Source organism: Clostridium chromiireducens (assembly GCF_002029255.1).
Classification (GTDB): Bacteria; Bacillota; Clostridia; order Clostridiales; family Clostridiaceae; genus Clostridium; species Clostridium chromiireducens.
In genome coordinates this window covers 28,387-54,884 of the sequence record NZ_MZGT01000028.1, presented here as the reverse complement: position 1 = coordinate 54,884, position 26,498 = coordinate 28,387, and the positions used below count along the sequence as shown (strand labels likewise).

The window sequence follows — 26,498 nt, the reverse complement described above, 5'->3', positions numbered from 1 at the left end:
GGGCAAATATATGATTTATGAATATCCTGAAGACTTTGTAGTTCCTGTTGTTTATACGAAAGATTTAAATCCAATATATAGAGAATGGGAAGTTAAATATTTATATATGGATGAATCAATAGTTCCATTTGATCAATCAGAGGAAGATAAAACTTCTCATATAAATAAAAATGAGAAATCAAAAGACATTTATATTTATTCTTTTAATAGTGATGAAGATACTTATAATAAAAAAATATGTTGTGATAATCTAATTGATGATAATTTAGATGATGTAAATGCTAAGTATATATTAAGTGATATAGATGATGAATATGCAAATAGCGAGACTTTAAGAATATAATAAATAATTATATATTTAATTATTTATCGATGCAATTATAAATATACTAATAGTGAATATTAAAATTGTAGAGGAATGATTATGAAATTTGAAGATTTAGCTAAAAAGCAGTATCAAGATATAGATAATCTAAGTACGTTGCTAAAAAGTTACGTAGATGTTTATAGATTGTTGATTGCAGGAGCTTCAGAGCTATATAATGTGAATTTGACAAAGAAAAGTGAAGTGAGAAAAGCTTTAGAGAGAGTTGAGAATGTAGGCGAGTTGATTGATAAACTGGTTAGCACATTAGATAGATGTGAAGGGGCATACTTAAGATATTGTAAGATAAAAAATGATTACATTACTACAACAACTGAGAAAGATAAAATATTCACTGAAATAGATAATGAGCTAAACTTTCAAAATTCAGAAAGAGAAGAATAGAAATTAATAAAAAACTCTGTCTCAAGTTATAAGACAGAGTTTTTTATAAAGAAGAAAATCTTCTAGATAACAATAATATCTATTCCTTAATATTTCTTCAATTGAAGTTTACTTACCATTAAATATGAGCCGACAATCATTAATATGACAACAGGATAAATTAACATTGCCAATTTTAGGTCAAGCATGACTATGATTAGCGAAATAAGCGCTATAAAACAGCCAACTATAGTTATTGGAACACCAGTGAATACACCATCAAATTGAGCAGTATTAAATCTAGCTAATCTATATGCTCCACATATTGGAAATAATAATAGTATTATAAATCCTAATAAGCCTTTAGGTCCAAAAGATTCAAGATTGAATAGTATGAATACTAATATAGATGGAGCTACTCCGAATGAAACTAAATCAGCTAAAGAATCTAATTCTTTACCTAAATCACTGGAGACATCTAAAAAACGAGCTATCCTACCATCATATCTATCTACCAATCCTGCAAGTAATATAAATATAGCTGATAATTCATATTTATCATTCATTACTGATAATATAGATATAATTCCACAAGACAAATTAATAAAGGTAAATACATTAGGAATACAACTTTTCCTCATAAAATCACTCCTAAAATTATAAAAAATACTTACAAAGAGTTATTATAACACATTATTTAAAATAATATAAGGTATAAATTAACTTTAAGATTTTATTAAGATTATCTAGTATCGACATTGAATAAGTATAATGATATAATAAAGGTCGTCAAATAGCCATTATATGTAATATATTTTATTAGAAACTTAAAAGATTTACAACTTTGTTAATCAAATTGCTATAAATATTTTTAAATTTTTCTAGAAATCTTTATATATAATTAAATTTTGATTTAAGAAAATTATTGGAGGTAGGTTATTTTATGAAAAAAGTAAGATTCATATACAACCCATACTCAGGAGAAAATAGTATAATAAGTGAATTAGATAATGTCATAAAGTTACATCAAGAAGTGGGTTTAACAGTTGTTCCGTATAGAATACAAAAAGGCAAAGATCTTGCAGAGGCATTGGACATAATAGATGAAACATATAGTTATATTTTGATAGCTGGTGGAGATGGAACTGTAGATTCTGTTGTAAATGCCATGAAAAATAAAAACATAAATATACCTATAGGGATATTACCTGTAGGAACAGCAAATGACTTTGGTAAGTTTATTAATATGCCTAATGATATACAACAGGCATGTAAACAAATTCTAGATTCAAAGCCTGTAGCTGTTGATGTAGGTAAAATAAATGATAAGTATTTCATAAATGTAGCCAGCTCCGGGCTTTTTACGGATGTATCTCAAAAGACAGATGTAAATTTAAAGAATACAATAGGAAAATTAGCATATTATTTGAAAGGGCTTGAGGAACTGCCTAACTTTAGAAAACTAAAAATTAAATTATTGTCTCGAGAATGTAATTATGATGGAGAAATGTATTTACTTTTAGTGTTTAATGGTAAAACAGCAGGAAACTTTAATTTAGCCACAGAAGCAGAAATTACAGATGGTAAGTTAGACGTAATAATATTTAAGGCCATACAAGTAATAGAATTATTGCCGCTATTTATAAAACTTTTAAAAGGTGAACACTTAGATTCAGATAAAGTAGTTTATTTTAAAACAGATGATTTATATATTGAATCTTTAGAAGATATAGTCACAGATATTGATGGGGAGAGAGGGCCAGATTTTCCTTTGAGAATTAAATGTATTGAAGGTGGAATTAAACTTTTAGGTATAAAATAACATAATTTATAATAAATATAAGTAACAGGAATATGGATTGGAGCGTAGTTTGTGAACTTTGCATATTATTTATTTTTGTTACTTATAATTTTTTTGTCTATTTCGATTATAAAAAAGAATTTAGAAGTTTCACCAAAGAAAATAAAAATATATCTAGCCATAGTAATTACATTATTTTTATTAAGACATATAGCGCTATTTCTTTTATGCATACTTGAGAATAGTACTGTAATATATTATTTAAAGCCAATAATATTTTTAAATCATTTAGCTATTCCACTTATTGTGCTTGCTATAACTTTTGTTTACTTACGGTCAGAGAAATTAAACTTTGGCGGCAGTTATGCTATTGCGGGAGTTGCGTGTTTAATATATGCAGCTATAATGCAGAACTCAAAAGTTACAGTACAAGTTAACTATTTGTATGGATTCATATTAGAAATAAATAGAGGAACGATTTTATTCCTATTCTCATTAATATTTCTAGCGGTTCTATTAATATTAAATGTAATTTTATTAGATAAGCCTTTTGCTAATAAGAAAGGAATATGGTTTATAATTATAGCTATTACAATAGTAATGTTAGAAGATGTTATTATTCTAGGTGGAATTAAAGTATTCCCTTATTCAGTATTAGGAGAATTGTTATTTCTGATAATTTTGGATTTGGTACTAAAAGGATTTAAGGTATCGTCAAAAAAATGATTAATTGAAAGAGGCTAAAAAATAAAAAATCCACCTAGTTGGTGGATTTTTTTTATTGAACTCTTCTTTTTTTAGAAGAACTATTAGATGTATGATTAGCTGAAGATTTTTTATTATTCTTAGCTGAACCCTTATTTAGATTATTGCTAGAAGAAGTCTTTTCTTTATAATTCAACTTATCAGCATTCTTAGTGTTCCTAGCTGAATCATCTTTTGAGTCATTATTGGATTTATGCTTACCTTGATACCCAAGTTTTCCAGGAGTAAAGCCTATTAAGCAATTTTTTCCATTTCCGATTAAATCCTCTCTATGAGCTTTAATCAGAGCTTTTTTTACTTTTTGATAATTTTTAGGTATAGCAAATTGTATTAATGCTCTTTGCATTTCTTTTTCTTCTGGTGTCTTTGGAACATAAACTTCTTCATTAGTTAGAGGGTTAATACCAGTATAATATATTGTAGTTGATAGACTACCTGGTGTTGGGTAGAAGTCTTGAACTTGCTCTGGTGTATACCCCATTTCTTTAATGTACAAAGCAAGATCTATAGCAGCGTTTAAATCAGAACCAGGATGAGAAGACATTAAATAAGGAACTAAAAATTGTTTTTTGTCTAATTTCTTATTTATTTGAAAATATTTATTTACAAATCTATCATATACTTCCCTTGTTGGTTTACCCATTTGATTTAATACTTTTGGAACAACATGCTCTGGAGCAACTTTTAATTGACCACTAATATGATGCTCGCACAATTCTTTCATGAAGGCATCATTTTTATCATGTATTAAGTAATCATACCTAAGTCCAGAACGGATAAATACTTTTTTTATCCCAGGAAGTTTTCTTACTCTTTTTAATAGTGAAAGATATTCAGTGTGGTCTATTATTAAGTTTTTGCAAGGGGCTGGGAACATACACTGTTTATTTTTACAAGTCCCATGTTCTATTTGTTTCTTGCAGGCTCTATGCCTAAAGTTTGCAGTAGGACCTCCGATATCGTGGATGTATCCCTTAAAATCTGGTAAAGTTGTTAAAAGCTTTGCTTCATCAATAATCGATTCTTGGCCTCTATTTTGAATTACTCTTCCTTGATGGAAAGTTAATGCACAAAACGAGCAGGAGCCATAACATCCTCTATGACTTGTTATTGAAAACTTGACCTCCTGTATTGCAGGTATGCCACCCTTTGCTTCATAAATTGGATGATACGTTCTTGTATATGGTAGGTCGTAGGTTAAGTCCATTTCTTCTTGAGTTAAATTTTCTTGAGGGGGATTTTGAACCAAATATCGATCTCCATATTTTTGTATTATAGCTCTTCCGTGAATGGAGTCTTGTTCATAATATTCTGATTTATAAGCTTCGCCGTAGGCTTTTTTATCAGTAGATACTTCTTCAAAGGAAGGCACTATAATTGAATTTTTTATGTTAGTTATATCATTAGTTAAATAACAAGTTCCACGTACGGTTGTAATATTCTTGATATTTGCACCGTATCGTAATAGATCGGCAATTTGAACTACAGTTTTTTCACCCATACCATACATTAATAAATCGGCTTTAGAATCAACAAGGATACTTCGTCTAACTTTATTATCCCAATAATCATAATGTGCAAAACGTCTAAGACTTGCTTCTATTCCGCCAATTGCAATGGCAGTATCTTTGTAGGCTTCACGTATTCTATTGCAGTATACTATAAGTGCTCTATCAGGTCTATGGCCAGCTTCACCGCCAGGCGAGTATAAATCTTCACGTCGTGTTTTTTTCGCAGCAGTGTAGTGATTAACCATAGAATCAATATTTCCTGAATTAACTAAGAATCCATATTTCGGTTTTCCTAATCTTTTAAAATCCTCAGAGCTATGCCAGTCAGGCTGAGCTATTACACCAACATTAAAACCTTGTGCTTCAAGAGTTCTTCCAATAATTGCAGTACCAAAAGAGGGATGATCCACATAAGCATCGCCAGAAACTATTATAAAATCTAATTGTTCAATTTTTCTTTTTGTTAAGTCCTCTTTACTAATGGGTAAAAATTCCTTGCAAAGTTTCATATATTATTAACTCCAATTCTTAATTTATTTTATTAAAATCATTTATTGTTAAAATTATCTAACTTTAAGATAGTATATATAAGTCAATAGATGATAATTTATAATGAATATTTTAGTTTCCAATAAGTATAATATTCATTACTTATCATAATTATCAATGATTTGAGAATAGGCTTTTAAAGCCCATTCTTAAAGTATATTAACATAACAATAATTAGTTTACAAATAATATGTATCAATAATCATTTTGTAAGTTTAATGAAATATATCAAAAGGAATCCAAAATATTTGAACTAATGAATAAGTGTAAAAAAATGTATTCAATTTATGAATTAAGCATAAATATAAGTTATACAGTATTAGGGACAAGATAGGAGGAGTAACGATTAATTCAAGTTAATTAAGTTGCAAAAACATATTGTTTTTTTACTTCTATGTAATATAATAAGTAGAGATAAATCATTTTAGAGAATAGAATATTTCGATATACAAGGTGGTGTACAAGATGGAGGATGGACCTCAGAATATAAAATGTAATACAGCAAAAACTAAATATATTCAGAAGGGGAGTCTTCTATTTATGGTTATTCATATTTAGTGTAAATGTAAATAACTATATTAAAGTTCAGTTTATAAGTGTGAATTCCACTTAAAGACTTCCTTTCTGCGTGAAAGTGGGGAGGAAATTATTATGATGGAATTAACTACATTTCTATACACAAACATTTTGGATAGAAAAGTTTATGATGAATTTGGAGATGTTTTAGGGAGCATAAGGGATATTTATGTAACTACGGAGGATGGTTATCCTAGAGTAATCGGATATAAGCTTAAGAAAGATGGAGTTACCTTTCATTATGAATTCAGATATATAGAGTTCACTCAAAAAGAGGGGAAGTTCAAAATAAAAACCAGAGGAAGTAAGGAAATACTTCCAATGAGATATAGCTATCTTCTATCTGAAAACCTTCTAGACAAAAAGATCGTTGATATTAATGGAAAACAAGTCGTTAGGGTTAATGATTTAAGAATTGCTAGAATAGCTGGAGAATACAGAGTAATTGCAGTTGAAACAGGCCCTTTAGCGAGATATAGAAGATTGAAAGTAGCAGGCATTATGAAGTTTTTCTATAAAATAATGAGAAAAGATATTGAGGATAGAGTTTTAAGATGGGAAGACGTTGAGTCTTTAGAAATGGTTGATAACAACCTAAAATTAGCTGTCCCATACAAAAAGTTATCTACAATGCATCCAGCAGACCTTGCGGATATATTAGAAAATCTTGATACTAATTCAAGAAAACAAGTTTTGGAGTCTTTAGATGAAGATTTGGCCGCTGATACATTAGAAGAGATTGACTCTGAGTATAAGGGGGCTATAATCAAAGAATTATCTGATAGTAAAGCTGTTGAAGTATTAGAGAATATGCCTAACGATGAGATTGCTGACTTATTAGATGATTTAGATGAAGAAGAAAGAGAAAAAATATTAGTAAATCTTGAAAAAGAAGATGCAGATGAAGTTAAAGAACTTTTGCAATATGAAGATGAAACTGTTGGTAGTATAATGAGTAAGGAATTTATATCTGTAAACCTGGATATTACTATTGGAGATACAATTGAAATACTAAAAGAAATGCAGCCAGATGAGGAAGTTATGTATTATATATATATAACAGATGAAGAGGAGCATATTCAAGGTGTAGTGCCTTTGAGGGATTTGATAATAAATGATACCAATGTTAAAATAAAAGAGATAATGGATGGTGTAGTATCTAGAGTAAAGCATGATGATAAGATAAATGAAGTTATAGAAGTCGCAGCAAAATACAATCTAAATTCTGTACCAGTAATAGATCAGAATGAAAGGCTTATAGGTATAGTTATAATTCATGATTTAATAGACGAGTTTTTATATCCTCTTTGGAAAAAGAAAAATTAATGCAAGCAACACTTTTGAGGAAATTTCTTAAAAAGTGTTGACTTTTTTTATATAAATTATATATAATAATATTATAAACCCTATCAAAACACTAAGAATTAAAAACTAGGAAAAAGGAAAGTAACATAGAGGACGTTTACAGAGAGAAAAGGAAGCTGAGAACTTTTCATCAAGAATTTGTGTGAAGTGCCCTTTGGAGTTGAAGTCTGAACATAGGCATATCATTTTACATCTGCCTAAGTAAGATTCTCCGGGTTCGCCCGTTACAGTGATACGGCATTTTATGTGCCTGAGTTGAGAGGGATTAATTATTTAATCCAATTAGAGTGGAACCGCGAATTTTACTTCGTCTCTATAATTTTATAGAGGATGAAGTTTTTTTGTTATATAAATGAAAAACATGAAATAATTTAGTAGAAATTTAAGGAGGATAATAATAGTATGATTTATAATGGAGGACTTGAATTAATAGGGAATACACCAATTATAAAAGTAAATAATTTAACTAAGGATGAAAATATTGCTGAGGTATATGTTAAACTAGAAAAATTCAATCCAGGTGGAAGTGTTAAAGATAGAGCGGCTTTAGGAATGGTTGAAAGAGCTGAAAAAGAGGGTATATTAAAGCAAGGGTCAATAATAGTAGAGCCAACAAGTGGAAATACAGGAATAGCACTCGCTCTTATAGGAAAACTAAAAGGCTATAGAGTTATTATAGTGATGCCAGAAACAATGAGTAAGGAAAGAAGAGATTTGATAAAAGCATATGGGGCAGAGCTTGTATTAACAGAAGGCGCTAAAGGTATGAAAGGTGCAATAGAGAAAGCAATAGAGATAGGAAGTGGGGAAGGGTATTTTATTCCTCAACAATTTGAGAATATTGCTAACCCTGAAAAGCATTATGAAACAACAGCAGAAGAAATATATAAAGACATTCCAGATTTAGATGCATTTGTAGCAGGAGTTGGAAGTGGTGGAACTGTAGTGGGAGTATCTAAAAATTTAAAAAAGAAAATTGAGGGGCTTATAACGTTTGCAGTTGAGCCGGCTAACTCACCAGTGTTAAGTGGAGGAAATCCAGGTGGACATAAGATTCAGGGTATTGGTGCCGGATTTGTTCCGGGAATTTATCAAAAGGATTATGTGGACGAAATACTGCAAGTAAAGGATGAAGATGCTTTTAAAACAGCAAGATCATTTGCTCAAACAGAAGGCGTACTAATTGGTATATCATCAGGAGCAGCAGTGTATGCAGCTTTACAGGTTGCTAAGAAGCTCGGAAAAGGCAAAAAAGTATTAGCTATTGCACCAGATGGAGGAGAGAAGTATATATCAATGGGATTATATGACTAGGCAATTAATTAACTACAAGAGAAAATAAATTATTTTATGATCTTTTGGGAAAGTTAAATACTAGAAAATGCATTAAATATAAATTGTAATTTCACTTTAAACAAAAGCTCTACTGAAAACTATAGAAAAGGAGAATACGCTGTGTTTAAAAAATTGAATTATGACTTGGAACGGGTTTTAAACGAAGATCCAGCAGCTAAGAGTAAAATAGAAGTATTGTTACTATATCCGTGTATCCACGCATTAATATCATATAGAATAGCACATTTTCTTTATTTGAAGAAGAGGTTTTTTCTAGCTAGATTAATTTCTCAATTATCTAGATTCTTTACAGGAATTGAAATTCATCCAGGAGCTAAAATAGGAAAAGGATTATTTATAGATCATGGAATGGGTGTGGTTATAGGAGAAACTGCTGAGATTGGAAATAATGTTACTATTTATCATGGAGTGACATTAGGTGGGACAGGGAAAGATAAAGGGAAAAGGCATCCAACTATTGAGGATGATGTATTAATTGGTACTGGAGCTAAAGTTCTTGGTCCTATAACAATAGAAAAGGGAGCTAAAATAGGAGCTAATGCGGTAGTTGTGAAAAACGTACCAGCAAAAGCAACTGCAGTAGGAAGTCAAGCCAAAAATATTGTTCGAACAACAGCAAGTGCGACTATAATCGAAATAAGTGATGTAAAAGGCCATAAAAAGAAAATATTTAATGATATGGTAATTTAGTGATATATGTATGGGAGTATTTGGATAGGTTAGTGGTGATTTATTTAATATAGATTCAGTGGGTTTAAATTATGAGAAGTTTCTATGACTAGAAGATTTATTTAAATTTAGTGTTAAGTAATTTTAGTTTGATATTATTTAATAATTATTGAATAACTTTATACAAAGGTATGAGAGAATAAACTAATAAGTTTAGATTTCATATCTTTTTCATTTGGATAAAATATTATGAAAAATATTAGTTTTTTACTTTAATAAAAACTATGTAGAACATTATTATTAACATCTGCAGATTGAGATTGTTACAAAAAACTTACAATATGGTTATTAATATTTTAAGAATTGCATAGATTTTTGAAAGAATATATAATGTATATTGATATAGGCTCAAATATATTATGCGTTGTTTCTAAGATATGAGTAGAAATTACTATTTTTTTATTGGAAAATTATGTATTGCATAATATAATAAATATATATGTGCTTATTAAGAAAGGTTGGAATGTAATGTTATCACCAATTGCAATAAAAATAATAAAAATGATGCCTGAAGGATTAATTATAAAAATAGCGAAAAGTATAGTAAATAATTATATAAGAAAATATGCGAGAATAAATATTCATGGAATAGATAATATAGAGAAGGCTAAAAAGCCAAGAATATTTGTCTGTAATCATTTGAGTAACTCTGATGGATTGGTTTTGTCAAGAGTATTAAAAGAAAAAAGTGATCCTTACTTTGTTGCAGGAGTAAAGTTATCAGACGATCCGATAACACAACTAGGAACTAAGATAGTCAAAAATATACCGATCAAGCCTAGCTCGGCTGATAAAGAAGCTATTACTAGGGTGGTTAAGGCACTTAAAGAAGGTAATGATGTTTTGATATTTCCAGAGGGAACTAGAAGTAGAACTGGTGGACTTATACAGGGGAAAAAAGGCATTTTGTTATTTGCCAGAATGGCAAAGGCAGAAATAATTCCAATTGGTATGTCTGGTACAGATGTATTGCTACCAATAAGTAAAGATGGAAATATGGGTTCGGAAAAGTGGCAGCCTGCAGATGTTACCATAAATATAGGCGGGAAAATTATATTTCCTCCTAAGCAAAAGGATGAAGATAAACATGAATATGATGACAAGTGTATGGATATTCTAATGAGGAGCATAGCAAATCTTTTGCCTGAAAAGTATAAGGGAATTTATAAGTAAGGAGATTACAAAAGATATGAAAGCAAGGACAAAAAAGATTGTAGATATTTTGAAGGAAACATACCCTGATGCAAAATGCGAATTAAATTACGAAACACCACTTCAATTACTTGTAGCTACAATATTGTCTGCTCAGACAACAGATAAGAAAGTAAATGAAGTAACAAAGGATTTATTTAAAGATTATCCAGATTTAGATTCTTTATTAACTTTAACAAATGACCAGCTTGAGGGACGGATAAAACAAATAGGTTTATATAGAAATAAGTCTAAAAATTTAATCCTTATGTTTAATCAGCTTAAGGAAAAGTTTAATGGAGAAGTTCCAAAGACTATGGAAGAGATAATATCTCTTGCAGGAGCAGGAAGAAAGACAGCCAATGTTGTATTATCAAATGCTTTTAATGTGCCATCTATAGCTGTAGATACTCATGTATTTCGGGTATCAAATAGATTAGGTTTAGCAAATTCAGAAAATGTATTAGAAGTAGAAAAACATCTACAAAAAGAATTGTCTAAGAAAGAGTGGACACTTATGCACCATCTTCTAATATTTCATGGAAGAAGATGCTGTAGTGCTAGAAATCCTAATTGCGGAGGGTGTCCGTTAAATGAACTCTGTAAATATAAGGCGAAGGTATATAAAAACAAGGAATAAAGATATCTAATAGTTGCTATTAAGTATTAATAATTATAATAAAAATACATACTAAAAATATGAACCACAATTAAGATAATTTATCTAACTAGTGGTTCTTTTAAATTTATATATAGTAAATTAAAATTAATATAGATAAAAGAATTAGTTATCAATATTCTATAATTATAATTATAGAATATTGATAACTATAAATAAATGGTTGGAGGAAATCAATGAAAATTGGAGTTATAATGGGCGGTATATCATCGGAAAGAGAAATATCACTAAAAAGTGGGAATTCTATAATTGAAAATATAAATAGAGATAAATACGAAGTAGTATCAATAATAATAGATAAAAAAGATGATATAATAACTAAAACCAAAGAAATAGATTTTGCACTTTTAGCATTGCATGGCCAATTTGGGGAAGATGGAACAGTTCAAGCAGTTTTACAAACATTAGGAATACCTTATTCAGGATGTGGTCCTTTAAGTAGTGCGATGTGTATGGATAAAGATATAACAAAATCAACTTTGAAAGCTGCCGGGATTAGAACAGCTCCTTGGATTAATCTAAGAAAAGGTGACAGTATAGATTTTGATAAGATAAACGAATTAGGATATCCAGTTGTAGTTAAACCAACTCATGGAGGATCAAGTGTGGCTACATTCATTGTAAAAGAAGAAAGCGAAATCCAGAGTTGTGTTGTAGAAGCATTTAAATGGGACAGTGAAGTAATGATTGAGAAATTTATAAAAGGTGATGAAATAACATGTCCGGTTTATGGGGATAAAATGCTTCCTGTAATTGCAATAAAGCCAAAAGCAGAATTTTTTGATTTTGCTTCAAAATATCAAGATGGCGGAGCAGAAGAAATTGTTGTTGAATTAGAAAAGAACTTGCACGAAGAAGTAGAAAAAATGGCCTTAGAAACTTACAAAGCATTAAAATGTGAAATATATTCAAGAGTTGATATGATAATTACAGAAGAGGGAACACCGTATATATTAGAAGTGAATACACTTCCAGGAATGACTAAAAATAGCTTAATCCCTAAGAGTGCAGCAGCCCTAAATATAAGTTTCTCTCAATTAATAGATATGATTATAGAAGACTCAATCAAAATCAGCAGATAATAAAGGTATTGTAAAGAACTTAGAGTGAGGCAATGAACAACCGAAATAGAACACATATATGTTCCTCAGGACTATGAAAAATATCACTGGGAATATCTAAATGGGAAAGTTGCACCCATTTCTGAATGTTCCTGTGGCAAGCACAGGACAAGCAAAAACGGAACAACTTCCCATTAAGATATTCAGAGCAGCTTATTTTTCAATGCCTGCTCCACATATATGTGTTCTATTTCTTTGTTTTGCTATCACTTTAGGTCTTTTACCAATACCTAGTCTGAAAAAGTGTGGAATATATATTATATAAAAAGCTACAAATATAATTTAAGGTATTGCAATCACAGAAATATAAAAATACTTGTATGAATATATATTTATTTTAAGCTTAATACTAAACAAAGAAAGGGAATATATGTTTTTGCGCAGTGTTCATAAGAAGATTTTGCTGGCTGTGATTCTAGATTATAAGTTGTTCCAAATGTGCTTGTTCAAAAACGTAGTTTTTGAGGCAAGCACCTTGGATGCAGCTTATAATCGTAGAATCACCCAGCAAAATATTCTAAGAACCGAAGCAAACACATATATTCCCTTTCGGTTGCTTAGCAGTAAGCTTAAAATTTCATAAGACTACAAGTATTTTTATGTTTCAGGTTCTTAGCAATTTATATTATGGAAGATGCTATTTACTCTTGCAGTCTTTGCATACACCTTTCATTACTAAATCGTGATCTGTTAAAGTAAAACCGGTTGAATTCTGAACTATTTCTTCTATTTGAATCATAGGACATGGAATATCAACTTCTTTATGACAAATATCACATTGTAAATGATGTCTATGAGTTTTTCCTTTGAGTTTATAAGAGAATACTCCATCATTAAAAGGAATTTTTTCTACAATTTCCTTTTCTTCGAATAATTCCAGTGTTCTATAAATAGTACTTAGATTAATATCTATATTATTGCCCCTGCAAATTTGATACATTTTTTCAGCTGACAAACTATTTTCAGAAGTCTGCAATATATTTAGGATTTCTGTTCTTCCTTTTGTTATTTTAATACCTTTTTCTTTTAGAATGTTTCTTGACTCCATTTTGATATCCCCTAACAGCTAAATAATTAAGTATATTATAGCATATATAAGCAAGCACATGAAAATAGTAATAAGCTAAATATTTCATAATTTTTTACTTGATATACTGATTATTTAGAAAAAAATCATCTCAAGTCCAAAAAATATAAGCGCAATACCGGCAAAGAAATTTGCATATGTTGTCACAAATTTTATTTTTTTTATATATCTACAAATAAAATATCCTAAAGTGCAAATAAATAATGTGATTAACCCTATTAAAATTGAGTTAACACAAAGTAGTAAATTTCGTTGAATATGATGAAATGCAGTAAAACCAATCACTAAAGCGTCAATGCTTACAGAGATTCCAAGTATGATACAGGTACTATTTTTTATTAGTATTTCATTCTCTTTTTCTTTAAATCCATCAATCATTATAAGTATTCCTACAATTCCCATGATTATTCCACCTGCAATAGAGGGGATATTTGTAACATAAGTATCAAATAAATATCCTAAACTTCCTCCTACATATGTAAATAAAAATTGAAAAAATGCAAAAGATAATAAAAACTTAACCTTATGTTGTCTGTTAACTGATGAATTTAGACCAATACCTAAGGTAATTCCGAAGGCATCCATGGCTAATGCTATGCCTATTATTATAACATCATATAAATTCATATTCTCATCCCCTCTAAATATTAAACTTACTCTATAATAATTAAAAATCTTTTAATATATGCAAAAAATTTAAAAAAAGTCTTTATTAAATACTTTTTTTATTGTATATTAATAAATAGTGTATTACTATGAGTGAAATAGTATATCATATTCGAACTGTTTAGTATAACAGACAAGGAGGAAATTTCATGTCAAATTGTATAATAGCCCAATCAGGAGGTCCAACAGCAGTAATTAATTCAAGTGTGGTGGGACTTTTAAATGCGAATAAAGAACAAAAAGCTTTTGAAAAGGTATATGCCGGTTTAAATGGAATTGAGGGAATATTAAATAAGAATATAATTGATTTATCATCTGTGTGTGATGAAGATATACATAATTTTAGATTTACGCCATCATCAGGATTAGGATCTTGCAGATACAAATTAAAGGATGTTAATTCCAATAGTAAAGAATATGAATCTCTAATAGAAATCCTTAGAGAATATGATATTAAAGCATTCTTCTATGTTGGTGGAAATGATTCTATGGACACTATTGCCAAGCTTTCTAAGTATGCAAGGGCAAATAACATTGATATAAAATTTATAGGTATTCCTAAAACTATTGATAATGACTTAAAATTTACTGATCATACTCCAGGCTTTGGAAGTGCAGCGAAGTTTATTGGTACTACAGCGTTAGAGACATATTTAGATGCTTCAGTTTATATTAATAATGGTATATTTATATTAGAAACTATGGGGAGAGATACAGGATGGCTTGCAGCTTCCGCATGTCTAGCTAAAATAAATGATAAACCAGTTGCGGATTTTATATATCTTCCTGAAGCAGCTTTTGATAGGATTAAGTTCTTAACTGATGTCAAAAGAAAATTCGAAGAACAAAATAAAGTTTACATAATAGTATCAGAAGGTATAAAAGATGAAAATGATAACTTTGTTTCTGAATTTGAATGTGTATCTCAAGATAATTTTGGACACGCTCAGTTAGGTGGTGTTTCAAATTATTTAAGGAAGTTAATTCTTGATGCTGGTGTTACAACAAGAGTAAAAGCACTACAACTTGGAATACTTCAACGTTGTGCGATGCATTGTGCGTCAGATACAGATTTAACAGAAGCCTATAATGCAGGTAAAATGGCTCTAAAATATGCGGTACAAGGTGAGACAGGAAAAATGGTTAGTATAAATAGGGAAGTTAGCGAACCATATACAGTTTCGTATTCCTTAGTTAACGCTGAAGATGTAGCGAATAATGTGAAATACTTCCCGACAGAATGGATTAATAAAGAAGGGAATTTTGTGACTAGTGAAGCGTACTCTTATTTTGAACCACTTATCAAGGAACTTCCTAGCTTAACATTTGAAGGGAATCTTCCTAAGTATAGAGTATTTAATCAGTAAGCATAATTGATTATCAAAGTTGGGATGTAATTAAAATATTATTTTAATTACATCCCTAAAATAATAATAATTAATCTAAATGATAACTAACTTATAATATATTTAGGTGCAGATTTAAATAAAGACTTATCGTTGTATCTTTCCAAGACTTATATCTTCTATAACATTGAGAAAAATATCTACTTCATCGATTGTATTGTATAGAGCAAAACTTACCCTTACCATTCCAAACATTTTTTTTGCAGGATTTTGAAGAAATTCTTTCGCCTCATTTTCGCTTACATTCATAAGTCTCCTACAATAAGGGTGAGCACAAAACCATCCATGCCTTACTGAAATTCCTTTTCTTTTAGCTAATATATTTGCCAAGTCATGATGATACATATCTTCTAGATTAAAGGTTGTAATTCCAAGTCTGTCACTAATATCTTCGGTATCACCATAATTTATAATTTTAGGAATTTCATTTAAACCTTCTATAGTATGCTTTAATAGAATTCGTTCATGCTGCTCTATATTATCATATCCAATACTATTTACAATTCTTAGTGAATTGATTAACCCCATTACTCCTAAAAAGTTCGGAGTTCCAGCCTCATTTCTCTCTGGTGGAGGAAGAAGTGCTATCTCATTATCAAGAACTAATTCAACTGTTCCACCACCAATATAATCTGGATCTGGATTAATAAAATCTTCTTTTAAACCTATTATCACTCCAACGCCAAAAGGAGAATAAATTTTGTGTGATGAAAATACTAAAAAGTCAATTTGTTCATCGTCTGTTTCTCCGCTAATATTAACTCTGGTGTGAGGTACAAGCTGCGCACCATCCACAATTAATTTAGCATTGTACTTATGAACCAATTTTGCTATAGAATGGATTTCATTCTTATAGCCTGTTACATTGGAGGCACCGGTAATAGAAACATACTTTATTCTGCCATTATTTCTCTTTAGTTTCTCTTCTAATTCGTCAATTTTAAGTCTGCCGTGTTCATCTACTTCAATATAATCTACTTCTCCTCTTTTTCGCCATGGTAAATCGTTTGAGTGATGCTCCATTCTTGAAGTTAGTATTAATTCATTAGGACTCTTTGAAAGAGTGTTTGCTAATTTATTTATACCTTCAGTAGTATTGCTTACATAGATTACAATATACTTTTCCTTATCCTTTACATTAAAAAAATTCATTAAAAAATCTTTAGATTCTCTATATAAATTGGTAGTTATTTCAGCATTTTGTCCAGTTCCCCTACCTATAGAGGCATAAGTATTGCTTAATTGTTTTATATATTCAATACTTGACTTAATAGGCGGAGTTGTGGCTGCATTATCAAAATTTATTGCATCTATACAGTTACCATTACAGTCACAAACTTTTTCATCTAATCCAACAAATAAGTCTCTGATGTCTTCTTTGTTTTCTATCTTCATATGCATCTCCTCCAATATATATTATTCCTATAATATATATATTGTTCACTTAATAATGGACTAAAATTCATTCCTTTTCTTTAAAATTCTGTACTATATATATTTATGATGCATATTAATAAAAGTAGTAAATATTATTTATAGGAGGTAATTCAAAATGAATCCAGCTGAGAAATATATGTCTCAAGTTAGACAAGATGATAGTGACATTAGATTTGTTCCACCATCATTTATGGAAAGTAACATTTATGATAACTTTCTTTCTAGAAGTGAAAATCGTAGTCTAGATTTATTTCCGTCTGAAACAGGACTTCCAGAATTATGTTACTATTCTGATAATCCTAATGATGCTTTTAGTAGAGGTGATGATTACAATATAGCTAATGATACGATACCGAGTACATTTGATGTTCTTAGAAATTTAGATTTTGATTTAAATGAATCAGAAGATCTTGAAAGAGCTGAATCTGAAAATGATGTAAATAAAATCTATTCAAAAATTGAACGAGCACACCCAGGTATCTTTGCTACGCTTTACTCATATAGAATTCCACGACCAATAGTAAGAGTGGTAGTTAAAAGGTTAATAAAATTAACATTAGCATACTGTGATAAGGGTTATAAACATAAATAAACATGTACTTGGATGTAAAAATCCTCTAAAAGTTTTAAATTAATTTATTTAAAGTTTTTAGAGGATTCTTAATTATATAATTTTAAAATTAAACTTTTATCATTGCTAGAATCTTTTTAAATAAGATTGGTTTTATACTTTCAATATCGGTAGGTTCTTTAAGAATAATTGTTGTAAAGCATACACTTCCCACTAATTCAATTATCATAAATAGTGTCATTTCGGCCTCTTCTTTGCTCATACCTTCACTAGTTAAGTTTTTAATGAAAATATCAAGTACTTTATTTACATCATCATAGGATTCTGGTTTCATTATAGCTTTTCTGTATAATCCCCATGAAATATTCTTATTTATTATTTTTAGTAAAGATATATTATTCTTTAAGTAGTTTATTATATAATCTATAAAAAATAGTGTTCTTTCCCTAAAATCTTTAATTCCTGAATTATTTGTTTTAGCTAAAGCTTCCCTTATGATTTCATTGCTTTTTTGGAGAATCAGTTTATTTAAAATATCATATTTATCATTAAAGTATAAATAGAAAGTACCTTTAGCAACACCAGCATTTTTGGCAATATCATCAATAGAAGTTTTTTCTATGCCATTCTTGAGAAATAAATCATAGGCTGATAAAAATAATTCTTTCTCCTTAAGTTGTTTTTTATTTTTTGTGAAATTTGTTGTTATATTTTTTAAAGTCATATGCTGCCTCCAGAGTATACTTTCACTTTAATTATAAATCAAATTAATTAATAATCCAAATTATATATTAATCAAAGCGAAAGTGTATATATACATACAGACATTATCTTTCAAATTTGCTTAAATTGATATAACAGCAAGAAAATAGTATAATTAAGAAAGAAAATCTACACAGATAAAAAAAGTGCGCACCTATAGAAAGAGCGAGAAGTGTAATTCGGAACTTATTAAGCACAATTAAGAACTTCTCACAGATAGAAAAAGTTAGAACTGCTGAAAAAATCCTAAAGCGCAATCAAAATTGTTTCAGCACAATTAGGTTTATTAAGAGCTACAAAGAATTTTAATTGTGGATCTATGCTAATTATTAATTTAAATTTTACTTAAGTGTATTTTGATTTTCAGTTAAATTACCGGAGGATAAAAAATGATTGTTTTAAGTTGTAAAAATATATGTAAAAGTTATGGAATAGATACTATTTTAAAAGATATAACATTTTCAATTAATGAAGGAGATAAAGTTGGTATTATTGGATCAAATGGAGAAGGAAAGACAACATTATTTAGAATACTTTCAAAGGAACTAGCTCAGGATGAGGGCGAAGTTTTTATTGATAGGAATAGGTCATTAGGATATCTTGCTCAACATTTGGCTTTAGATACATGTAATACTATATATGAAGAGATGCTTCTAGTATTTGAAGATCTTCAAAAATTAGAAAAGAAAATTGCAGATTTAGAATTAAAAATGAATGAGCCTTATGATGAAAAAAACGCCTCTTACCATGAAAAAAATATAAAAGATTATGGAATGGCGCATGACCTCTATGAAAATAGAGGAGGATATACTTACAAGGGAGAAATTTCTCGTGTAGTTAAAGGTCTTGGATTTATAGAAGAAGATTTTAATAAATCTATATCAACATTAAGTGGTGGACAGAAAACTAGAGTTGCCCTTTGTAAACTTCTACTATTGAAACCGGATATATTATTACTTGATGAGCCTACAAATCATTTAGACTTGGAAGCAATTGAATGGCTGGAAGAATATTTAAAGGCTTATAAAGGAACTGTTATTGTTATTTCACATGATAGATTTTTCTTGGATTCTGTAACAACATCAACATTCCAAGTTATAAATGGGCATGTGAACTGTTATCATGCGCCATACACAAAGTCTTTAGAACTCATGAAAAAAGATTATGATTCTAAGTTAAAGGCCTATAATTTACAACAGGCAGAAATAAAAAGACAAGAAGCGATAATAGAAAAGTTTAGATCTTTTAATAGAGAAAAGAGTATTAAAGCTGCTGAAAGTAGAGAAAAGGCTCTTGATAAGATGGAACTTGTAGATGCACCGGATAAGGAAAAGTCTGCTTCTAAAATTGAATTTGAGGCATCAGTTAAAAGTGGGTATGATGTACTACATCTTGAAAAGTTAGCGAAGAGTTATGGTGATAAAAAACTATTTTCTAATCTATCTTTTGACTTAAAAAGGGGAGAAAAGGTTGCACTAATAGGAGAAAATGGGCGAGGGAAAACAACTCTTTTTAATATAATAATGGATAAGGTTAAGAGCGATTTTGGGGTTAAGGTATTAGGGGTAAATGTTAATGTGGGATATTATGATCAAGAGCAATCTAATCTTAATCTTGATAAAACAGTTTTAAATGAAGTGTGGGATGATTTTCCGGAGTTAACTACAAGTGAACTTAGAGGGTTTCTAGGATCGTTTCTTTTTAGAGGAGATGATGTATTTAAGGAGATAAACAAGCTAAGTGGTGGGGAAAGATGCAGGGTAAATCTTTTAAAACTAATGTTGTCTAAATCAAATCTGCTTCTTTTAGATGAACCTACAAACCATTTAGATATTCCTTCAAGGGAAGCGCTTGAAGAAGCAATTTTAAGTTATGATGGTACGCTAATAGTAATTTCCCATGATAGATATTTCTTAAATAAAGTAATTAATAGAATATTAGAACTAGAAGAAAACGGAGTAAATGAATATCTAGGAAATTATACTTATTATACTGAAAAGAAAAAGAATCCTCAGAGATTTGAAACCTATGAGAGCTTAGCAACTGGAAAGACTAAAACTCAAATAAATGAGGAAAAGAAAAAGAAAAAAGCTTTAGAGAAAGAAGCTAAGGCAAAACAAAATGAGGTTAAGATGATAGAATCTAGAATAACGGAAAATGAAGAAGTACTTGAAAAGTTACAAGAGGAACTTTGCAAAGAAGAGGTTTATTCTAATCCTGTTGAAAGTGGAAGAGTTAATAAGGAAATCAAAGCTATTGAAGAAAGTATTGAAAAGCTTTATGAAAAATGGGAAGAACTCTCAACTATAGATTAAAATTTAATAGAAAAATAAAGAATAGATAATTAATGATAACAGTGATTTATTTAAAATCAAGTCATTAATTATCTATATTAATTTTATTAATTAATATAAATGTGTTGCTTAATTAAGTATGTTTATAATTTAGAAAATATTAAGAACTATTAGTGATTTTTTTAAGGTCTTTCAGTTAAAATGAAATTATAATAGAATTAGGCATAGAAATTTTGAAATAGGAGATGATCTTTTTGGATAAAGGAACAATTTTAATAGTTGATGATGAGAAGGAAATAAGAGATTTAGTTGATATATATCTTAAGAGTGATGGATATAATACGATCAAAGCTTGTGATGGATTAGAGGCAATTAATATACTTCAAGAAAATGAAATAGACTTAATTATTCTAGATGTTATGATGCCTAACTTAAACGGTATAGAAGCCTGTTTGAAAATTAGAGAAATGAAAGAAATGCCTATAATAATGCTTTCAGCTAAGAGTGAAGACATTGATAAGATACTAGGTCTTAATATGGGAGCCGATGATTATCTGACAAAACCATTCAACCCATTAGAGCTTGTGGCAAGAGTTAAATCTCAGTTAAGAAGATTTTATAAGTTTGGAAAGAAAGAAAGTGCTTCAACTGCAGATGATAAAAACCTAATACAAATAGAAGATTTAAGTATAAATTTAGAAACGCATGAAGTGTTATTAGGAGATAATTTATTAAAACTTACCCCAACAGAATTTGATATTTTATCATTACTTGCTCAAAGCCGCGGAAAGGTATTCTCTATAGAAAATATTTACGAGAGTGTTTGGAATCAGGAATTTATGACATCAGATAATACTGTAATGGTCCATATAAGAAAAATAAGAGAAAAGATAGAGGAGAATCCAAGAAATCCTAGATTTATAAAGACTGTGTGGGGGGTAGGCTATAAAATTGAAAAATAGCGAACTAAAGAATCATAAAAACTTGAAAGATAATGTCTCTGATTCAAAGATACTGCAGTACATTGAAAAAATGGTAAGTATCACAAAAGAAAAAATCGAGAAAAGCATAAGGTTTGAATTGATGATGGTTGTTGGTATATGTTTCTTAATATCATTTATTTTTTATAGCTTTACCAATAACTTTCTTAAAAAGGAATATAACGAGCCTAAAATAACTTACGATTATGATTCTATTGAAAGGACTGCGAGCAATCTAGCGAAGCAAATAGAATCAGAAGAAAATTTAACGCTAAAGGATAAAAGCAAAATCGATAATATTTTGGAAAATGTATCAGGAGGAGATAAGAGCTACATAACTGATTTAGATGGGAAAGTATTATATAAAACTAAAAATGTGGTGGAAGAAAATATAGACATATATAGTGCGTTAAAAAGTGCGATGACAAATGTTAATTATGAAAAGTCTGGTGAAGTAAAGGAAAAAAATTATATAATGCCATTAAAAATAGGAGGGGAAAGAATTTATTTAATATATTCCAAAATACCTGAAGCTAATATAACATATAGTACGATTAATACTTCTAATTCGTCGCTTGCTCTGATTTTAACATTTGTGGTATTTATAGTTTCTTTTGTAGTTATAACTAATAATAAAATGAAGTATTTAGATGAAATTGCAATTGGTTTAAAGATAATTGCTAGTGGGAATCTAAATTATAGAATTCAAGAAAGGGGAACAGATGAAATTAAGAATATCGCCTTTAATATAAATCATATGGCAAAGGAGATAGGAGAGAAAATTAATACTGAACGAGATGCGGAAAAAACAAAAACAGATTTAATAACAAATGTATCTCACGATTTGAGAACACCGCTAACTTCTGTGATGGGATACCTAGGACTTGTTCTGCAAAAAAGATATAAAGATGAAGATGAAATGAAAGAATATTTGAGTATAGCCTTTAATAAAGCTGAAAGATTAAAATTGTTAATTGAAGATTTATTTGAATATACTAAACTTAATAATAATGGAATAACTTTAACAAAAACGAAAGTTAATTTAGCAGAGTTTTTATCACAATTAGTTGAGGAATTAACACCATTATTTGATGAAAATAATTTAACCGTATATAAGAAATTTGAGTCTGAGAAGATATATGTATTTATAGATACATTAAAGATGCTGAGAGTATTTGAGAATTTAATCACTAATGCTATTAAATATTCATATAAACCAGGAGAAATAATGATAGGATTATATGAAAAAGATAATTTCGCAATAGTTTTATTTAGAAATAAAGGAGATCATCTTTCAAAAGAAAAAACAGATAAGCTATTTGATAGATTTTATCGATTAGATGAATCGAGAAATACAAATACTGGGGGATCTGGCTTAGGTCTTGCAATTTCAAAGAATATCGTGGAATTACATGAAGGAAAGATATGGGCTGAATCTGTAGGTAATAATATAAGTTTTTATGTTCAATTAAGCCTATAATTATTTAATAATTATAGGCACTTTTTTTATATAAATTAATATTTATATTATAGGAGTATTTTTATTTGGAGGAAATATGCAAGACAGAAATCCTAGAAGTCTTTTTGGGATAGACATAAATGAATATACTACAAATGTTCAATTCGATGTAATAGCAACCAAAGTAGACTTTCTATATTTAAGATCTTCAGGCTCGGCTACTGGGAGGTTTAGGGTAGATAGGAGGTTTTTAGAATTTGCAGCAGCTAGTAGAAATTATGGAATCCCAGTTGGAGCGTATCATTTTGGAGTCCCTTCTTATGATTTAACAGATGCTGATAGACAATGTGACGACTTTATAAATGTGTTGCAACAAGGTTTTGGAAACCGCGATTATGGTGAATTATTTCCAGTTTTAGATGTAGAAACACCTGTAGATAAATCAATATCAACTACTGTGTTAATTAATTGGATTGATAGGTTTAGAAAAAGATTTGAGAGAAAAACTAGAAGAAGGCTCATGTTGTACACAGGATTATTTTTTATAGAACTTTATAATAATTTTAATATTCCTGGGCGTGGATTTCCCTTGAAAAATATGCCTCTATGGATAGCTATGTATTTGAGAGTACCTACAAATCCAAGAATACCACCGAATGTAGGAGGATGGACTAGGTGGAAAATATGGCAATACAGTGAATCTGAAACAGTAGAGGGTATTGGAAATCCAGTAGATGCAAATTGGGGTCCAGACAATATTGATTTATTGACTCAACCTGATAATGTTACAGGCTTACAAGCAAGATTTCAGAATGGCAACATAAATGTCTCGTGGAATAGAAATAATGATGTAGATTTATTAGGTTATAACTTATTTATTAATAAGGAGTGGGTTGGAACAGTAGATGAAAATGCCACTAACTTTACAATAATTAGTAATAAGGTCAATGTGAAGAAGAATACACCAATAGAAGTATCAATTGAAGCTTTTGACTATGATGGAGAAACGTCAAAAGTGCGTTCAAAGGTAAATTTATAATACAAACAATCTATCATATTTCAGCTGGGTATATAATAGACTATCATATAACAGTTGAAATATGATATAATGGGAATATTGATAACATTTTAATATTAATGTAAATTTAATCATTAATATGTCTAAATTAATGATTAAAATATATTTTTATAAGACTAAATTTCTCGAAAGGAGAAGAACGAGTGGAAAAACGGACTAGCAAAAGAGCGAAAGTCTCAAAAAAGGCGTTTAATAAGCAAAAGAAAATTATGCTGGGAATTGTAGCGCTGATAGTAATATGTGCGGCCGCATTAGCAGGATACTCATTATCAATTAAAAATATAGTTACAAAGTGGGATAATAAGATATATCCAGGAGTAACTGTACAAGGAGTAGATCTTAGTGGGATGACTAAGGAGGAAGCAAAAAACAAGCTTACCGAATCATTTGAAACAGTTATAGGGAATAAGAAACTATCTATATCAGTAGGGGACAAACAATACGAACTTATTTATTCTGATATAATACCTAAATATGATATAGATGAAACTGTGGAAAATGCGTATAAATTCGGAAAAGAAGATGGGATTTTGAAGAAATATATGACCATAAGAAGTGGCAGTAGCAAAAAAAGTGAAGTTCAATTAGGTTTTTCATATGATGAAGAAAAATTAAAAAAGTATGAGGAAAAATTAATAAATGATGCCACTCAATCAGCTAGTGATGCGAAGGTTAGTATACAGAAAAATAATATTGTAATTAAACCCGAAAGCGAAGGAAGAACAATAAACTTAGAGACGTTAGACAAACAACTAAAAGAAAGTTTAAATGGTGAAATAAATTCGGAAAATAGAGTTGAAATTGAAATTGAAATAACGAAGCCTAAAATAACTAAAGAGGATCTGTCTAAGATTAAAGGGATAATGGGAACTTTTTCAACAAGTTATGCTACATCTACACCAGGCAGATGTAATAATATTGAAATAGCAACTTCTGTAATAAATGGAAGTGTAGTTATGCCAGGAGAAATTTTTAGTTTTAACGATATTGTTGGACCTAGAACTGTTGAAAGGGGTTATCAGGAGGCAGGGACATATGTAGGAAATAAAGTGGAACCGGGAATTGGCGGAGGTATATGTCAAGTATCTACTACACTTTATAGAGCAGCAATGAAAGTTAATTTAAGATCTATTGAAAGAACTAATCATTCTATGGTGGTGGGATACGCTCAGCCAGGACTTGATGCAACAGTTTCTTATGGGTATTTAGATTATAAATTCAAAAATACATACGACTTTCCGATTTATATTCAAGGATTTACATCAGGAAAAACACTAACTTATAATATATACGGAGATCCTAATGCTCTTAATGGAAAGACATATGATATGGTAAGCGAAATTCTTCAAACTATACCTCCAGAAACCAAAATTGTTCCTGATAGTACTTTACCAGAAGGAAAAGAAGAAAAAGATGGCGCAGGAATGACGGGATATAAAGCTAAATCATACCAGATTACTTATGAAAAGGGTGTTGAAGTAAAACGTGAAGTTATCTCGACGGATAATTATGCAAGTGTTGGGGTAATAGTAAGAAAAGGCACTCAACCGGCGGCTGCATCAACGACTCCAACCGTGCCAGCTGACCAGGCTCAGCCAATAGTACCACCAGTAGTTCAGGCCGGTCAATAAAAAGAAATTAGGGCATATTTTCTTAATGTATAAATATTTAAGGAAATATGCTTTTACTATTTAGGAAATTATAAAAGATTAAATTAGTGTATAAATTTAATATAAAACTAAAAAGGTATGAATATAAATTTGTTATAGTTTCATATATTACTGTAAAAAGGTGAAATGAATATTTTTGACTTGTTATGAACCATATAGTATAATTTTAAAATACATAGAAGACTAATTTTTTTTTGTACAAAAATAGAAGAAGGTGAAATTTTGAATTTAAATATAGTATTATACGAGCCTGAAATACCTCAAAATACAGGAAATATTGCGAGAACTTGCGTTCTTACGAATAGTAAGCTACATTTAATAAAGCCCTTGGGTTTTGAAATAAATGAGAAACAAGTAAGAAGAGCGGGATTAGATTATTGGAAGGATTTAGAGTTAGAAATTCATGAAAGCTATGAAGATTTTATCGATAAATACGGACATAATAAAATATATTTGTCTACAACTCATGGAGATGCTCATTTTGACGAAGTTTCTTTTAAAGAAGGGGATTTTATAATGTTCGGAAGAGAATCTAGTGGGGTGCCACCAGAAGTGCATACAAGGCACAGTGGATTTAGAATACCTATGGTAAAATCAAGTACTAGAAGTTTAAATTTATCCAACACAGTAGCTATAGTAGCTTATGAGGCTTTAAGACAGATAGGATTTCCTAATATGAAATAAATGAAGAGGAATG

24 protein-coding genes and 1 other annotated feature are annotated in these 26,498 nt (G+C 29.6%); of the genes, 18 read left to right on the top strand and 6 right to left on the bottom strand.

Features of this window, described 5'->3' with window-relative positions:
• Window positions 1-10 precede the first annotated feature (10 nt).
• Together CLCHR_RS11680 and CLCHR_RS11675 are read left to right on the top strand one after the other, a co-directional pair.
• Window positions 11-343: a hypothetical protein gene (locus CLCHR_RS11680; protein ID WP_079439983.1), complete on the top strand. Its 333-nt coding sequence runs from the start codon at window positions 11-13 to the stop codon at window positions 341-343.
• Between the two features lie 81 nt (window positions 344-424).
• On the top strand, window positions 425-769 hold the full coding sequence (locus CLCHR_RS11675; RefSeq protein WP_079439982.1) for a hypothetical protein: 345 nt from the start codon (window positions 425-427) through the stop codon (window positions 767-769).
• 86 nt (window positions 770-855) lie between these two features.
• Here CLCHR_RS11675 and pssA read toward each other — a convergent pair whose 3' ends face one another.
• Window positions 856-1,389, bottom strand: coding sequence for a CDP-diacylglycerol--serine O-phosphatidyltransferase (gene pssA / locus CLCHR_RS11670; RefSeq protein WP_079439981.1), 534 nt, complete (start codon window positions 1,387-1,389; stop codon window positions 856-858).
• A 302-nt stretch (window positions 1,390-1,691) separates the two neighbouring features.
• Here pssA and CLCHR_RS11665 point away from each other — a divergent pair, with 302 nt between their 5' ends.
• Together CLCHR_RS11665 and CLCHR_RS11660 are read left to right on the top strand one after the other, a co-directional pair.
• Window positions 1,692-2,570, top strand: a complete 879-nt coding sequence (locus CLCHR_RS11665; RefSeq protein WP_079439980.1) for a YegS/Rv2252/BmrU family lipid kinase — start codon at window positions 1,692-1,694, stop codon at window positions 2,568-2,570.
• A gap of 51 nt (window positions 2,571-2,621) precedes the next feature.
• Window positions 2,622-3,275: a hypothetical protein gene (locus CLCHR_RS11660; RefSeq protein ID WP_079439979.1), complete on the top strand. Its 654-nt coding sequence runs from the start codon at window positions 2,622-2,624 to the stop codon at window positions 3,273-3,275.
• Window positions 3,276-3,327: 52 nt separating this feature from the next.
• Here the strand turns inward: CLCHR_RS11660 and CLCHR_RS11655 are convergent, their stop codons facing one another.
• Window positions 3,328-5,334, bottom strand: coding sequence for a YgiQ family radical SAM protein (locus tag CLCHR_RS11655; protein ID WP_079439978.1), 2,007 nt, complete (start codon window positions 5,332-5,334; stop codon window positions 3,328-3,330).
• A 691-nt stretch (window positions 5,335-6,025) separates the two neighbouring features.
• On the opposite strand from CLCHR_RS11655, the gene CLCHR_RS11650 reads away from it, so the two are divergent.
• The 6 genes from CLCHR_RS11650 to CLCHR_RS11625 all read left to right on the top strand — a co-directional run bounded on the left by CLCHR_RS11650 (window position 6,026) and on the right by CLCHR_RS11625 (window position 12,352).
• On the top strand, window positions 6,026-7,276 hold the full coding sequence (locus CLCHR_RS11650) for a magnesium transporter MgtE N-terminal domain-containing protein (RefSeq protein ID WP_182629454.1): 1,251 nt from the start codon (window positions 6,026-6,028) through the stop codon (window positions 7,274-7,276).
• A gap of 98 nt (window positions 7,277-7,374) precedes the next feature.
• Window positions 7,375-7,633, top strand: a binding site (T-box leader).
• An 84-nt stretch (window positions 7,634-7,717) separates the two neighbouring features.
• Entirely contained in the window at window positions 7,718-8,629 is a 912-nt protein-coding gene (gene cysK, locus CLCHR_RS11645) for a cysteine synthase A (RefSeq protein ID WP_079439977.1), read from the top strand.
• A 141-nt stretch (window positions 8,630-8,770) separates the two neighbouring features.
• Window positions 8,771-9,361, top strand: a complete 591-nt coding sequence (gene epsC / locus CLCHR_RS11640) for a serine O-acetyltransferase EpsC (RefSeq protein ID WP_079439976.1) — start codon at window positions 8,771-8,773, stop codon at window positions 9,359-9,361.
• A 507-nt stretch (window positions 9,362-9,868) separates the two neighbouring features.
• A complete protein-coding gene (locus tag CLCHR_RS11635; protein ID WP_079439975.1) occupies window positions 9,869-10,573 on the top strand; it encodes a lysophospholipid acyltransferase family protein in 705 nt (234 codons plus the stop codon).
• A gap of 16 nt (window positions 10,574-10,589) precedes the next feature.
• The gene (gene nth, locus CLCHR_RS11630) at window positions 10,590-11,231 is read left to right on the top strand and encodes an endonuclease III (protein ID WP_079439974.1); all 642 of its coding nucleotides are present in this window, start codon (window positions 10,590-10,592) and stop codon (window positions 11,229-11,231) included.
• Window positions 11,232-11,446: 215 nt separating this feature from the next.
• Window positions 11,447-12,352: a D-alanine--D-alanine ligase gene (locus CLCHR_RS11625; protein WP_079439973.1), complete on the top strand. Its 906-nt coding sequence runs from the start codon at window positions 11,447-11,449 to the stop codon at window positions 12,350-12,352.
• A 676-nt stretch (window positions 12,353-13,028) separates the two neighbouring features.
• On the opposite strand, the gene CLCHR_RS11615 is transcribed toward CLCHR_RS11625, so the two are convergent.
• Both CLCHR_RS11615 and CLCHR_RS11610 read right to left on the bottom strand, forming a co-directional pair.
• Window positions 13,029-13,439, bottom strand: coding sequence for a Fur family transcriptional regulator (locus CLCHR_RS11615; RefSeq protein WP_079439971.1), 411 nt, complete (start codon window positions 13,437-13,439; stop codon window positions 13,029-13,031).
• Window positions 13,440-13,553: 114 nt separating this feature from the next.
• Complete coding sequence (locus CLCHR_RS11610) at window positions 13,554-14,105, bottom strand: manganese efflux pump MntP (RefSeq protein ID WP_079439970.1); 552 nt, start codon at window positions 14,103-14,105, stop codon at window positions 13,554-13,556.
• 188 nt (window positions 14,106-14,293) lie between these two features.
• Here CLCHR_RS11610 and CLCHR_RS11605 point away from each other — a divergent pair, with 188 nt between their 5' ends.
• Window positions 14,294-15,511, top strand: a complete 1,218-nt coding sequence (locus CLCHR_RS11605; protein ID WP_079439969.1) for a 6-phosphofructokinase — start codon at window positions 14,294-14,296, stop codon at window positions 15,509-15,511.
• Window positions 15,512-15,637: 126 nt separating this feature from the next.
• On the opposite strand, the gene CLCHR_RS11600 is transcribed toward CLCHR_RS11605, so the two are convergent.
• On the bottom strand, window positions 15,638-16,945 hold the full coding sequence (locus CLCHR_RS11600; protein ID WP_079439968.1) for an aminotransferase class V-fold PLP-dependent enzyme: 1,308 nt from the start codon (window positions 16,943-16,945) through the stop codon (window positions 15,638-15,640).
• Between the two features lie 157 nt (window positions 16,946-17,102).
• Between CLCHR_RS11600 and CLCHR_RS11595 the strand changes: the two genes are divergently transcribed.
• On the top strand, window positions 17,103-17,579 hold the full coding sequence (locus CLCHR_RS11595; protein WP_079439967.1) for a hypothetical protein: 477 nt from the start codon (window positions 17,103-17,105) through the stop codon (window positions 17,577-17,579).
• A gap of 88 nt (window positions 17,580-17,667) precedes the next feature.
• Here the strand turns inward: CLCHR_RS11595 and CLCHR_RS11590 are convergent, their stop codons facing one another.
• Window positions 17,668-18,282 (bottom strand): TetR/AcrR family transcriptional regulator, encoded by a 615-nt coding sequence (locus CLCHR_RS11590; protein WP_079439966.1) that lies wholly within the window; start codon window positions 18,280-18,282, stop codon window positions 17,668-17,670.
• Between the two features lie 427 nt (window positions 18,283-18,709).
• On the opposite strand from CLCHR_RS11590, the gene abc-f reads away from it, so the two are divergent.
• The 6 genes from abc-f (at window position 18,710) to CLCHR_RS11560 (ending at window position 26,485) form a co-directional block, all read left to right on the top strand.
• A complete protein-coding gene (abc-f, locus tag CLCHR_RS11585) occupies window positions 18,710-20,635 on the top strand; it encodes a ribosomal protection-like ABC-F family protein (RefSeq protein ID WP_079439965.1) in 1,926 nt (641 codons plus the stop codon).
• Window positions 20,636-20,868: 233 nt separating this feature from the next.
• The gene (locus CLCHR_RS11580; protein ID WP_079439964.1) at window positions 20,869-21,576 is read left to right on the top strand and encodes a response regulator transcription factor; all 708 of its coding nucleotides are present in this window, start codon (window positions 20,869-20,871) and stop codon (window positions 21,574-21,576) included.
• A complete protein-coding gene (locus CLCHR_RS11575) occupies window positions 21,566-23,074 on the top strand; it encodes a sensor histidine kinase (protein ID WP_079439963.1) in 1,509 nt (502 codons plus the stop codon). Before CLCHR_RS11580 ends, CLCHR_RS11575 begins: the two co-directional genes overlap by 11 nt.
• Window positions 23,075-23,150: 76 nt before the next feature.
• Window positions 23,151-24,092: a glycoside hydrolase family 25 protein gene (locus CLCHR_RS11570; RefSeq protein WP_079439962.1), complete on the top strand. Its 942-nt coding sequence runs from the start codon at window positions 23,151-23,153 to the stop codon at window positions 24,090-24,092.
• Window positions 24,093-24,274: 182 nt separating this feature from the next.
• Window positions 24,275-25,762 (top strand): VanW family protein, encoded by a 1,488-nt coding sequence (locus CLCHR_RS11565; protein ID WP_079439961.1) that lies wholly within the window; start codon window positions 24,275-24,277, stop codon window positions 25,760-25,762.
• A 261-nt stretch (window positions 25,763-26,023) separates the two neighbouring features.
• Window positions 26,024-26,485: a tRNA (cytidine(34)-2'-O)-methyltransferase gene (locus tag CLCHR_RS11560; RefSeq protein WP_079439960.1), complete on the top strand. Its 462-nt coding sequence runs from the start codon at window positions 26,024-26,026 to the stop codon at window positions 26,483-26,485.
• Window positions 26,486-26,498: the final 13 nt, after the last annotated feature.

What these genes read in the sequence shown, in the direction of transcription:
- CLCHR_RS11650 (WP_182629454.1), top strand. Translation starts at nt 6,026, where the DNA reads ATGATGGAATTAACTACATTTCTATACACAAACATTTTGGATAGAAAA.
- CLCHR_RS11570 (WP_079439962.1), top strand. Translation starts at nt 23,151, where the DNA reads ATGCAAGACAGAAATCCTAGAAGTCTTTTTGGGATAGACATAAATGAA.
- CLCHR_RS11610 (WP_079439970.1), bottom strand. Translation starts at nt 14,105, where the DNA reads ATGAATTTATATGATGTTATAATAATAGGCATAGCATTAGCCATGGAT.
- CLCHR_RS11675 (WP_079439982.1), top strand. Translation starts at nt 425, where the DNA reads ATGAAATTTGAAGATTTAGCTAAAAAGCAGTATCAAGATATAGATAAT.
- cysK (WP_079439977.1), top strand. Translation starts at nt 7,718, where the DNA reads ATGATTTATAATGGAGGACTTGAATTAATAGGGAATACACCAATTATA.
- abc-f (WP_079439965.1), top strand. Translation starts at nt 18,710, where the DNA reads ATGATTGTTTTAAGTTGTAAAAATATATGTAAAAGTTATGGAATAGAT.
- nth (WP_079439974.1), top strand. Translation starts at nt 10,590, where the DNA reads ATGAAAGCAAGGACAAAAAAGATTGTAGATATTTTGAAGGAAACATAC.
- CLCHR_RS11655 (WP_079439978.1), bottom strand. Translation starts at nt 5,334, where the DNA reads ATGAAACTTTGCAAGGAATTTTTACCCATTAGTAAAGAGGACTTAACA.
- CLCHR_RS11680 (WP_079439983.1), top strand. Translation starts at nt 11, where the DNA reads ATGATTTATGAATATCCTGAAGACTTTGTAGTTCCTGTTGTTTATACG.
- CLCHR_RS11615 (WP_079439971.1), bottom strand. Translation starts at nt 13,439, where the DNA reads ATGGAGTCAAGAAACATTCTAAAAGAAAAAGGTATTAAAATAACAAAA.
- CLCHR_RS11665 (WP_079439980.1), top strand. Translation starts at nt 1,692, where the DNA reads ATGAAAAAAGTAAGATTCATATACAACCCATACTCAGGAGAAAATAGT.
- CLCHR_RS11605 (WP_079439969.1), top strand. Translation starts at nt 14,294, where the DNA reads ATGTCAAATTGTATAATAGCCCAATCAGGAGGTCCAACAGCAGTAATT.
- CLCHR_RS11635 (WP_079439975.1), top strand. Translation starts at nt 9,869, where the DNA reads ATGTTATCACCAATTGCAATAAAAATAATAAAAATGATGCCTGAAGGA.
- CLCHR_RS11600 (WP_079439968.1), bottom strand. Translation starts at nt 16,945, where the DNA reads ATGAAGATAGAAAACAAAGAAGACATCAGAGACTTATTTGTTGGATTA.
- CLCHR_RS11595 (WP_079439967.1), top strand. Translation starts at nt 17,103, where the DNA reads ATGAATCCAGCTGAGAAATATATGTCTCAAGTTAGACAAGATGATAGT.
- pssA (WP_079439981.1), bottom strand. Translation starts at nt 1,389, where the DNA reads ATGAGGAAAAGTTGTATTCCTAATGTATTTACCTTTATTAATTTGTCT.
- CLCHR_RS11590 (WP_079439966.1), bottom strand. Translation starts at nt 18,282, where the DNA reads ATGACTTTAAAAAATATAACAACAAATTTCACAAAAAATAAAAAACAA.
- CLCHR_RS11625 (WP_079439973.1), top strand. Translation starts at nt 11,447, where the DNA reads ATGAAAATTGGAGTTATAATGGGCGGTATATCATCGGAAAGAGAAATA.